The organism is Pseudomonas sp. RL_5y_Pfl2_73, from assembly GCF_963970515.1.
GTDB lineage: Bacteria > Pseudomonadota > Gammaproteobacteria > Pseudomonadales > Pseudomonadaceae > Aquipseudomonas.
Map to the genome: position 1 here is coordinate 202,705 of NZ_CAXAPD010000009.1, position 10,865 is coordinate 213,569.

10 protein-coding genes are annotated in these 10,865 nt (G+C 61.7%); 4 read left to right on the forward strand and 6 right to left on the reverse strand.

Annotated elements, in window-relative coordinates; translation table 11 throughout:
• Positions 1 to 237: 237 nt before the first annotated feature.
• From nirD to AACY42_RS11680, 3 genes are all read right to left on the reverse strand, one after another.
• Positions 238 to 621 (reverse strand): nitrite reductase small subunit NirD, encoded by a 384-nt coding sequence (gene nirD, locus AACY42_RS11670; RefSeq protein ID WP_339479430.1) that lies wholly within the window; start codon positions 619 to 621, stop codon positions 238 to 240.
• Positions 621 to 3,182, reverse strand: coding sequence for a nitrite reductase large subunit NirB (gene nirB / locus AACY42_RS11675; protein WP_339479431.1), 2,562 nt, complete (start codon positions 3,180 to 3,182; stop codon positions 621 to 623). Before nirB ends, nirD begins: the two co-directional genes overlap by 1 nt.
• A 584-nt stretch (positions 3,183 to 3,766) precedes the next feature.
• Positions 3,767 to 4,390, reverse strand: a complete 624-nt coding sequence (locus AACY42_RS11680) for a TetR/AcrR family transcriptional regulator (protein ID WP_339479432.1) — start codon at positions 4,388 to 4,390, stop codon at positions 3,767 to 3,769.
• An 86-nt stretch (positions 4,391 to 4,476) separates the two neighbouring features.
• Here AACY42_RS11680 and AACY42_RS11685 point away from each other — a divergent pair, with 86 nt between their 5' ends.
• Positions 4,477 to 5,109 (forward strand): NAD(P)H-dependent oxidoreductase, encoded by a 633-nt coding sequence (locus AACY42_RS11685; protein ID WP_339479434.1) that lies wholly within the window; start codon positions 4,477 to 4,479, stop codon positions 5,107 to 5,109.
• 2 nt (positions 5,110 to 5,111) lie between these two features.
• Here the strand turns inward: AACY42_RS11685 and AACY42_RS11690 are convergent, their stop codons facing one another.
• Positions 5,112 to 6,674: a L,D-transpeptidase family protein gene (locus tag AACY42_RS11690; protein WP_339479436.1), complete on the reverse strand. Its 1,563-nt coding sequence runs from the start codon at positions 6,672 to 6,674 to the stop codon at positions 5,112 to 5,114.
• A gap of 162 nt (positions 6,675 to 6,836) precedes the next feature.
• On the opposite strand from AACY42_RS11690, the gene AACY42_RS11695 reads away from it, so the two are divergent.
• Entirely contained in the window at positions 6,837 to 7,520 is a 684-nt protein-coding gene (locus AACY42_RS11695) for a murein L,D-transpeptidase catalytic domain family protein (RefSeq protein ID WP_339479456.1), read from the forward strand.
• A 71-nt stretch (positions 7,521 to 7,591) separates the two neighbouring features.
• A complete protein-coding gene (locus AACY42_RS11700) occupies positions 7,592 to 8,539 on the forward strand; it encodes a class I SAM-dependent methyltransferase (RefSeq protein ID WP_339479438.1) in 948 nt (315 codons plus the stop codon).
• Positions 8,540 to 8,600: 61 nt separating this feature from the next.
• Here the strand turns inward: AACY42_RS11700 and AACY42_RS11705 are convergent, their stop codons facing one another.
• Both AACY42_RS11705 and AACY42_RS11710 read right to left on the reverse strand, forming a co-directional pair.
• Complete coding sequence (locus AACY42_RS11705; protein ID WP_339479440.1) at positions 8,601 to 9,203, reverse strand: LysE family translocator; 603 nt, start codon at positions 9,201 to 9,203, stop codon at positions 8,601 to 8,603.
• A 54-nt stretch (positions 9,204 to 9,257) separates the two neighbouring features.
• On the reverse strand, positions 9,258 to 10,094 hold the full coding sequence (locus AACY42_RS11710; protein WP_339479442.1) for an AraC family transcriptional regulator: 837 nt from the start codon (positions 10,092 to 10,094) through the stop codon (positions 9,258 to 9,260).
• Positions 10,095 to 10,495: 401 nt separating this feature from the next.
• On the opposite strand from AACY42_RS11710, the gene AACY42_RS11715 reads away from it, so the two are divergent.
• Positions 10,496 to 10,865: transposase (locus tag AACY42_RS11715; RefSeq protein WP_339479443.1), on the forward strand; the 370-nt coding region annotated here is incomplete at its 3' end.

A 10,865-nucleotide genomic window follows, 5' to 3' on the forward strand; every position in this document is an offset into this window, starting at 1 on the left:
GCGTGGCGCCGAGTCATGACCGCAAGTAAGGACAACACGCTGTCGGTAGGCCCTGTAGGAGCTGCCGAGGGCAACGAGGCTGCGATCTTTTGATCTTTTGATCTTTCGCTTGAGACTCAAGTGTATTGGGAAAGATCGCAGCCTCGTTGCACTCGACAGCTCCTATGCAGCTCCTGCGCAGTGCTCGGTGGTAGCAAGCGCCCTCGCCATGCTGCATAAGTACAGCCAGTGTGCTTGTCAGTCTTCGCCAATCTCCACCACGTCGCCATTGAGTCGCACTGGCCATACCCGCAGGCGCTGTTCCGGGTATTCCAGGCAGTGGCCGTCTTCCAGGCGGAAATGCTGCTTGTACATCGGCGAGGCAATCACCAGGTCACCCTTGATGCTGCCCAACAAACCTCGGCCGATGACGTTCGCTCCAGACTTGGGGTCGCGGTTGTCGATGGCGTACAGCGGCTTGTCCTGATGCTCGGGCAGGTACAGCAATGCCACTTGGCTGCCGTTGTGCCAGGCGACCACGCCAGAGTTGGCCACTAGGTCGTCTCGGCGGCACAGGGCGCGCCATTGCAGCGGTTGTTGGAGATCGCGAACAGGAATACGAACGACGTTTGACTGGCTCATCAGAGCACCTCCTCGGTAACGGGAATCAGGTGGAGTTCATGGGCGTGAACCGGCCGGCGTTGGCCGCGCTCCCTGACGAAATGAACGTCCGGATCGCCGCGCCCGTCGTTGACGAAGGTGCGGAAACGCTTGAGTTTGTCCGGGTCCTTGAGGGCATTGGCCCATTCGCATTCGTAGCGATCGACCACTCGTTGCATCTGCGCTTCGAGCTCGGCGCCCAGGCCCAGGCTGTCGTTGATGATCACGTCCTTGAGGTAGTCCAGGCCGCCTTCCAGGCTTTCGCGCCAGACCGAAGTCCGTTGCAGCTTGTCGGCGGTACGGATATAGAACATCAGGAAGCGGTCGATGTAGCGGATCAGCGTGGCGTCATCCAGGTCGGTGGCGAACAGCTCGGCGTGCCGCGGGCGCATGCCGCCGTTGCCGGCCACGTAGAGGTTCCAGCCCTTCTCGGTGGCGATCACGCCGACGTCCTTGCTCTGGGCCTCGGCGCACTCGCGGGTGCAACCGGAGACCGCGAACTTGAGCTTGTGCGGCGAGCGCAGGCCTTTGTAGCGATCCTCGAGGTTCAACGCCATCTGCACGCTGTCCTGCACGCCGTAGCGGCACCAGGTGCTGCCCACGCAAGATTTCACCGTGCGTGTGGATTTGCCGTAGGCATGCCCGGTTTCGAATCCGGCTTCGATCAGCTCGGCCCAGATGTCCGGCAACTGGTGCAACTGGGCGCCGAACAGGTCGATGCGCTGGCCGCCGGTGATCTTGGTGTAGAGATCGTATTTCTTCGCGACCACGCCGATGGCGATCAGTTTGTCGGCAGTGATTTCCCCACCGGCGATGCGTGGCACCACCGAGTAGGTGCCGTTTTTCTGCATGTTCGCCATGAAGGTGTCGTTGGTGTCCTGCAACGGCACCAGGGACGGGTCCATGATCGGCTGGTTCCAGCATGACGCCAGGATCGAACCCACCGCCGGCTTGCACAGGTCGCAACCGGTGTGGCCACGACCGTGCTTGGCCAGCAGTTCGTCGAAACTGATAATCCCTTCCACCCGTACCAGTGCGTACAGCTCCTGACGGGTGTAGGCGAAATGTTCGCACAGGCTCTTGTCGACGCTGACGCCGCGGGCAGTCAACTCATGCTCGAACACTTGCTTGACCAGGGCGGCGCAACCACCACACCCGGTACCGGCCTTGGTGTCGCACTTGAGCTGGCCCAGATCGGTGCAGCCACCGTCGATGGCCGAGCAGATCGAGCCCTTGGTGACGTTGTGGCACGAGCAGAGGGTGGCGGTTTCGGGCAACGCCGCAGGGCCCAGGGTTGGGGCGCCTTCGGACGATGGCAGGATGAGGCTGGCAGCGTCCTTGGGCAAGGCGATGCCGTTCTGCTTGTATTGCAGCAAGGTGTCGTAGTAGCTGTTGTCGCCCACCAGAACGGCACCGATTACACGCTTGCCGTCGGCATCGACCACCAGTCGCCGGTAGCTGGCGCTGGTTTCGTCGATGAATTGGAAGCTGCGCGAACCTGGAGTATTGCCATGGGCATCGCCGATGGAGCCGACGTCCACACCGAGCAACTTGAGCTTGGTGGACATGTCGGCGCCAGTGAAGGCCTCCGAGCTTTCGCCGCACAGCCGGGCCGCGACGTTGCGGGCCATCTGGTAGCCCGGGGCGACCAGGCCAAAAATGCTGCCGTTCCAGGCCGCACATTCACCGATGGCGTAGATGTCCGGATCGCTGCTCTGGCAATGGTCGTCGATCACCACGCCACCACGCGGGCCGATCTGCAGGTCGCTCTGGCGAGCCAAGGCATCCTGGGCACGGATGCCGGCGGAAAACACGATGAGGTCGGTTTCCAGAAAGTCGTCGTCGCCGAAGTTCATCCGATAACGGTACTGCTCACCCGCGCTGATGGACTGGGTGCCCTTGGACAGGTGCACGCCGACGCCCAGCTTCTCGATACGTGCCTTGAGGGCCAAGCCGCCCTGGGTGTCCAATTGCACCGGCATCAGCCGGGGGGCGAATTCCACCACGTGGGCCTCCAGGCCCAGGGTCTTGAGCGCGTTGGCCGCTTCCAGGCCCAGCAGGCCGCCACCGACCACCACGCCACGACGGGCATTGCCGGCGGCGGCCCGGATCGCATCCAAGTCCTCCAAGGTGCGATAGACCAGGCACGAATCGCCTTCGGCGCCTTCAATCGATGGCACGAACGGGTAGGAACCGGTGGCGAGCACCAGTTTGTCGTAGTGAAGGTGATCATGTGCGATCAGCACCTGATGTGCGTCACGGTCGATTTCCAGCACCGGTACGCCCAGGTGCAACGTGACGCCGGGGGTCTGGTACAACGAGGCTTCGCCAAGGGCCAGGGACTCGGCATCGCGCCCGGAGAAATACTCGGACAGGTGCACACGGTCGTAGGCACGCATCGGCTCTTCGCTGAACACATGAACACGGTAATGATTGAGGGCACCGCGTTCGATCAGTTGCTCGACGCAGTGGTGGCCAACCATGCCATTGCCGATCACGATCAGCGTTTGCAGCTTGTTCAGAGAAGCAACGTTGGAATTCATAAAAAGCACCTGACAAAAGCCCATTACGATTTTGAAAGCAAAAAAAAGACGCCTGAAACCTTGCGGTTTCAGGCGTCTTTGCCTGTTCTGTGCGGTATCGGTCCGGCGACTGCGCCCTGACCTACCGTTGTCCCCCGGCTTGCTGGCACTCGATCTTCGTTGACCGACGGGGCTGCCCACTCGACGGTGTTCGCGGTGGGCCTGGATAGTCTCTTGCAGCGAGCGTGCCAAACCTCGTCCAGCCCTATTCACGGTCGCGCATTCACCGCTAATCCCCTTGTGGGAGCGGGCCTGCCCGCGAAGACGCCAGCTCAGGCACTGCAAGCCAACCGCCGCCCACCTCCCCTGAGCAAGCATCGCCAACTGCCTTGCGATGGTGCGATCACCCCACCTGCGGCTTCATAAAAGTGCAGCCAGCCCTCAGGAGAGACTTGCGCTCGATATCAGTTGGTCAGTTGACAAAGATGCTGAATGTGCCGCCGTCATCGCGAGCAGCCCGCTCCCACAGGGGTAAGTGGTGGCTGCGGGGCTGGGGTTCAGCACAGACTTCCTGTGGGAGCGGGCTTGCTCGCGATAGCGGTGGCTCAGTTTGAAGGGATGTTGGCGGTCCTATCCACCATCGCAACGATACTGACAAGAAGCTCTTGCTTCGCCTCGTGAGCGCTGATCTCCCCGGTGGCAGCGGCATTGGACAGGGCTTCAGCCGCCCCGAGCATCGCCCGCAAACCGGCCTGGGTGATGCCCTTGCTGCCAGCGAACGGTTCCAGCACGGCGCGGCACTTGTCGAGGAAAATCCCTTCGTATTCGCGCTTGATGCGTTCCAGTTCTGGCGAGCTGGTCAACGCCGCAATCACCCCGGGGATCTCTCGGCCTTGCAGTAGCACGCACTCGACGTAGGAACAAGCAATCACCGCCGCCCGGCTTAGCAGGGTCGCGTCGCTGGCGTCCAGGGCCGCGTCCATCAACACAGTCTGGCGAGCGTCGAAATCCTGGTACAGCGCCGCCAGCAACCCGGATCGGGTAATGAAGTGGTCGTAGACGATGGGCTTGGTCACCCCCGCCTGGTCTGCCAGCCGGGCCAATGTCAGGGCGTCGCTGCCCTCCTCCCGCACCAGTCGCCAGGCGACGTCCAGCAATTGTCGCTGCCGGTCAGGCCGGGATAAACGACGACGAGGTGAAGACTGCGAATGTTCGTCAGTGCTTGACATGCTAACTTTACCAACCGTAACTTACTAACCGTAACTTAACCCAGCATACCTGTCTTCCTGACTGCGTGACCAGAAGGAGTTTCGCCATGCGTGCACTGATCGTTGTGGCTCACCACGACCCTCGTTCCCTCACCCACAGCCTGGCCGGAAAAATCGCCGAGGGCATCACCCGCGCCAACCCCGCCAATACGTTCGAGATCGCCGACCTGGCTGCCGAAGGCTTCGACCCGCGCTTCAGTTTTGCCGACCATGCTGTCCATCACCGAGAGGCCTCGCCGCCTGCGGATGTGTTGGCCGAGCAAGCCAGGATCGACCGTGCCGATGCGTTGGTGCTGGTTTATCCGATCTATTGGTGGTCCATGCCGGCGCTGCTCAAGGGCTGGATCGATCGGGTGTTTTCCAACGGCTGGGCGTTCGATTTCAGCCTCGACAAGCCGTTTGTCCAACAACTGCAACACATGCGGGTCCACCTGGTGGCGGTCGGTGGCGCCGATGCCGACAGCTTCCAGCGCCACGGCTACGGTGAGGCGATGACCACGCAGATCGACCATGGGATTTTCGATTACTGCGGCGCCCGCGTGGTGAGCGCCCAACGTTTGCTCGAATCGGAAAGCGCCGATCCGCACCAGCATTTGCAGGCCGCTGGCGTCATCGGCCAGCGGGTGTTCGCAGCGCTCGACGAGATCACGCACGCGCCAATCGCCAGGGCTTGCGTCTGACCTCAGAGGGCACGGCCATGGGCAGCAGACAGTTTCGCATCACGCCCATAGATGTCCGGGATGTACATCGCCTGGCCCTGGCTGTCCACTTGTACGGTCCAGTACCCCAGCATGATCGGCATGGGCCGGGCCAGCCTGAACTCATGGGTCATCTTAGTGGCCAACAGCTTTTCGGTGCGTGCACGTTCGGCCGGGCTTACCAGCAGGTCACGCAAGTGCATCACTTGCTCGACTCGCACGCAGCCTGAACTGACGGCCCGCGGGCCTTTGCTGAACAGCGCCTGGCTCGGTGTGTCATGCAGGTACACCGAGAACGGATTGGGAAAGCGAATCGCCATTTTGCCCAACGGGTTTTTCGGACCTGGATCCTGGCGCAGCATGAGGTTGCCCGGGTGCTCCCAGTCGATATTCTCTGCCAGTAACGGCAGGCCATCACTGTCGAGGATCCGCAGGTTGTGGCGGTTGAGAAACTCCGGATCACGGCGGATTTCGGGTAGTTTGTCTTCGCGCATGATGGTGGGGGGAATAGTCCAGCTCGGGTTGAGCGTCAGTCGGTTGACGTGGGACTTGAGCAACGGTGTCTGCCGTTGCGCACGGCCCACCTGGGTGCGGGTTTGCCAGACCGGCGCGCCACCTTGGTAAACCGTCAGTTGGGCCGCCGCCACGTTGACCAGGAGGCTATCGGCCTCCACGTCCTGGGCCAGCCAGCGCATGCGTTCCAGGTTGATGCGCAACTGCTCGCGGCGCATGGCCGGGCTGATGTTCAGCTCAGTAACGGTCCACGGCCCCACCACCCCATCGGCCTGTAGCGAATGCTGGAGCTGGAAGCTCTTCAGCGCATCCACCAACATGGGACTGTAGTGCTCGTCGGTCACCAGCGGTGGTGTAGTCAAGTAACCTTCGCTGAACAGGCGCTGGGCCAGGGCGGGGACGCGGGCGTCCTGCTTGTCCGGTTGCAGCAGCGGCCCGCCCGGTACGGGTTGCCAGCTGGATAAAGGCTGTTGCCGCAGCCGGGCGTAGAGGTCGCGCAGGTGGCGATAGAGGTCCAGCTTCGGTCGGGCCTGTTCAAAGGCACTGGCGATGTTCTGCAGGCCCTGCCCGGCGATGGCCAGCACCACGGCCTGGTGGTCCTGTGGCGGCGGGTTGGCCTTCCATACCGGTTCCAGCCGGTCTTGGGGCAAATAGCCAAAACGCAGGTCATGCAAGGCTTGCAGGTAGCGCTGGCTGATGGCGATGTCGACACAATGAACGCCTTGGTCTGCCTCCTGCGACGGCAGGCTATAGCGCGTTGGATCCAGACCGTCGTCGGCCAGTTGATGCAACTGGGCCTGCAACGCCATCCGTCGTTCGTCGTCCGTCCAGGCTTCCTGGCCTGCGTTTTGCTGATAAAACGCCTGCAAGTCGAGCAGCGTCTGAAAGCCGACACCCGCCGCTATTGTTGGGCATGCAACCGCCAGTTGCGCCAGTGTGGTCTGCACAAGTGCCGGATCGCTGTCTTCGGCTGTCGCGACCAATGGTGCAGTGAGCAATAAAAGGCTCAGGTAACATGCGGACTTTTTGAACAACTGCTTTACTCCACTCCATGACCGTCTCGTTGACGGTCAATTTTGCGACAGGTATGACCCGCCATTATGCAGACAAACGAAATCGGATGGGATGCCGCGAACGAATACCACGCTGCAAACGCTTCGCCTGTACAGGGCATTTTGCGCCGACTCTGCCTGGTCATACTGGGGCTGGGCGTCATTTGCAGCCCGGCACTGGCCGAAAAAAAGACGAATTCGCAAACACTCTACAACAGCCTCGCCCACACCGCGCCAGAACTCAATCCCCTGGCGCTCAAAAGTGCCTTAGGCGCCATGCAATGCGCGGTCGCCAATGGTGCCAGCCAGGCCCGCCACCTGGCGGTCATCGACTACTCGCAACCCTCTACGGCCCGTCGCCTGTGGATCTTCGACCTGCGTCAGAAGAAGCTGGTATTGCGTGATCTGGTGGCCCACGGGCAAAAATCCGGGGAAAACTTCGCGACGCAATTTTCCAATCGCCTGGGCAGTTACCAATCCAGCCTGGGCCTGTTTCGCACCCAGGAAAGCTACCAGGGCGCCCACGGTTATTCGCTGCGCATGGACGGCCTGGAGCCAGGCTTCAATGACCTGGCCCGAGATCGGGCGATCGTGATCCATGCCGCTGACTATGTGAACCCGCTGTGGAGCGTGCGCCAGGGACGCATCGGGCGCAGCCTGGGCTGCCCTGCCGTACGCCCCCAGGTGGCGCGTCAGGTGATCGACAAGCTCAAGGGCGGTCAATTCATGTTTTCCTGGTACCCAGATCCCAGTTGGCTCAAGCGTTCGGCGTACCTCAACTGCCAGCCGCAACAGGTTGCCAGCATTCTTGGCAGCAGCGGCAGTTAAGGTGGTGAGGGATTGCGCTGGGGTAGCCTGCGGTTAAAATGCCGGCCTTTCGAATCCCTGGCGTTGCCTGAATGAATTGCGTAGCCCTTCAAACCCTTCACGCCCATTTGCTGACAGCCCTGGAGTCGGCGTCAGAAGAAACCCGGCGCCTGTTCCATGGCCGCGGGCGCTGCTGGCCGGGCCTGGAGCAAATCACTGTCGACTGGCTGCAAGGGGTGGTGCTGGTCTCGCTGTTCAAGGAACCGGAACCCACGCACCTGGACGATTTGATCGCGACATTGCTGGCGCTCACTCCATCGCCGGCCTGGCAGCAGAGCAAGGCTCATACGCTGGCGGTGCAGCACCGCTACCTGCCGCAAAGCCTCACCCAATGGCTGACGGGCGAGCCCATCGACGAATGGACCCTGACCGAAGGTGGCCTGCGTTACCGGATCGATCTGGGCAAGAAGCAAAACAATGGCCTGTTCCTCGACATGCGTTATGGCCGCGACTGGGTCCGGGCCAACGCCGATGGCAAACGAGTACTGAACCTTTTCGCCTACACCTGCGGTTTTTCGGTGGCGGCCATCGCCGGCGGCGCGCAGCATGTGGTCAATCTGGACATGTCCCGTGCGGCCCTGAGCCGAGGCCGCGACAACCATCGACTCAACGGCCACGACCTGAGTCAGGTGAGTTTCCTCGGCCACGATTTGTTCAAGTCCTGGGGCAAGGTGATCAACAGTGGCCCATACGACCTGGTGATCATCGATCCGCCGACCTTTCAGAAAGGCAGCTTCCTGCTGACCAAGGACTATCAGCGGGTATTGCGTCGTCTGCCGGAACTGCTGACAGCCCACGGCACAGTCCTGGCCTGCAGCAACGACCCAGCCACCGGCGCGGATTTCCTCATCGACGGCGTTACCGAGCAAGCGCCGGGGCTGATCTTCGAGAAACGCCTGGAAAATCCGCCGGAATTTCCTGACGTCGATCTGGCGTGTGGCCTCAAGGCCTTGGTCTTCAAGACGACGCCTGGCCACTGAGCGGTAGCGCCGCTACCGCGGCCCAGCAATGAAGTTTGTGCAGGCGTGCCTCGACTTCGACTCAGACCACCAAGGTCAACCAAGCCGACACCAGCAGCATCACCGCCATCACCCGATTGAACCGTCCCATCGCCACGGCGGAGCGGCAGAAACGTGCGGCGCCGCGGCCCAGGTAGGCCCAGACGGTCATGCACGGGATCGAAATGGCGAAAAACGCCAGGGACAGCCAGAGGACCCGCACGGTACGGTCGGCTTCGGCCCCTGCAAAGACGCTGACCACCGCCAACGCCATCATCCAGGTTTTCGGGTTCACCAACTGCAACCCGGCGGCCCCCGCCAAGCCCAGCCGGGGGCCTTCGACAGGACGGTTCGGGTCGATGGCCTGGGCCGGTGCGCTGAAAATCTGCCAGGCCATCCAACTCAACCAAGCGATGCCCGCCCATGAGAGCAGCGTCTGAACCGTGGCATGGCGCGCCAACACGTCGCCCAACCCGGTGCCGACCAAAAGCACCAGCAAAGTCGCCGCCGCGCAGGCACCGAGGATGATCGGCACAGTGGTTGCCAGGCCGAAGCGCGAGCTATGGCTCAGCACCAGGATATTGGTCGGGCCCGGGGTGATGGAGGCGACAAACGCGAACAAGGCAAACGGTAGTAACTGGTCCATGGAGCGACATCTCGGTGAATGATCGATCGCTTGATCATCCCCATGAAACCGCGGTCAGTCTGGAACAATTGAGCAGCGCTTGCGGTAGCCCGCGGGGCTCAGGCGATAGGCGCGCTGGAACCAGCGGCCCAAGTGACTTTGGTCGGCAAAACCGAGCATGGCCGCCACTGCCACGGCACTCTCGCCACGCGCCAGCAGGCGCCGGGCACGGGCCAGGCGCAACTGGATCAGATAGGCATGGGGCGCCAGGCCGAAAGCCGCCTTGAATGCACGGCTCAGGCGGAAACGATCCACGCCGGTGACTTGCGCCAAGTCATCCAGCCCAATGTCTTCACTCAGGTGACTGTGCAGATAATCCCGGGCCTGCTGCGCCACCAATGGCAGCCGCGGATCCGGGTTAATCCGCGCCCGCCAGTGCAGGTGTTGGGTCAGGGTAGCCAACAGGGTATCGAGGGCCGTCTGGCGCACGATGCGGATCTCCTGCTCGTGCAGACTCTGGAAGGCCATGGCCGTGGCACTCGCCAGCGGCACATCGTCCGTCAGGGTGGCGGCAAAGCCCAGTTGGGCGTTGTCCGGCGCCACGTCGAACAAGGACCGCAATTCGCGCTCCAGCCATTGAGGCTCCAGGTACAACGTGCGATAGGTAAACCCGTGGTCGTGGGGGGCGTTGCCATCATGCAGCTCGCCGGGCTCGAGCAGGAAGACTTTACCCGGCGTGCTGTTGTGCTGCTGGCGCCGGCAGTGAAACTGCTGCACGCCCTGCTCGGTCACGCCCACCAGATAGGCGTCATGCCAGTGGGGGTCATAGGCATGCCCCTCGAAATGCGCACGCACGGTCTCGATACCGGACGTGGTGTCCTGCTTGAGATCGATCCAGTTGCGCGCCGTCATGCCCTATCCTGCTTGGTGAATGTGCTCTTGGCAGATTAACTGCTGATGAGGAGAGTGTCTGGAAGATTTGTGCAGACCTTGTGGAATTCGGGTCTGCTCGCGATGGTGTTCGGTCTGTAGATGCATCTGTGACTGACCCACCGCTATCGCGAGCACGCTCGCTCCCACAGAAGAAACGCGGTCCCACCAAGAACCAGGTCGGCTACTAGGCCGCCTCGCGGTGGACGTTGATCTCAGGCACACCGAGCCTAAGCGAGGTGCCGAGTGGTGGGGCATAAAGCGTTTTGCTTACTTTTGCGCTCTTCAAAAGTGAGCCGCTGTAAGAGCCCCCGGTGTCAGGATAGTTGTCGCCTCTCCGAATTTTCCTAAAAACACTAATCGGGGGCGGAAAGAGACTGCTCGTGCCGTACTATTCACCGGAACGCAAAGCCGCATTGCTCAAAATGCTGCTTCCCCCGCTCAACCTATCGATGGCCGAGGTTTCCCGGCGCGAAGGGGTCAGCGAAATGTCTTTGTCCAACTGGCGAAAACAGGTCAGTTCTGAAGGAAACGCAGTGCCCGAAAACACCCCATCGGCCCAGAACTGGACCGCCGAAACCAAGTTTGCCGTCGTCCTTGAAGCCAGCGGTTTATCCGAGATCGAACTGGGTGAGTACTGCCGTCGAAAGGGCCTTTACCCCGAGCAGATCAAGGCGTGGCGACAAGCCTTCATCAGTGGTCAGAAGTCGGAAAAAGCTCAGTCCAAAGACGACCGCGAGCAAGCCCGCAAGG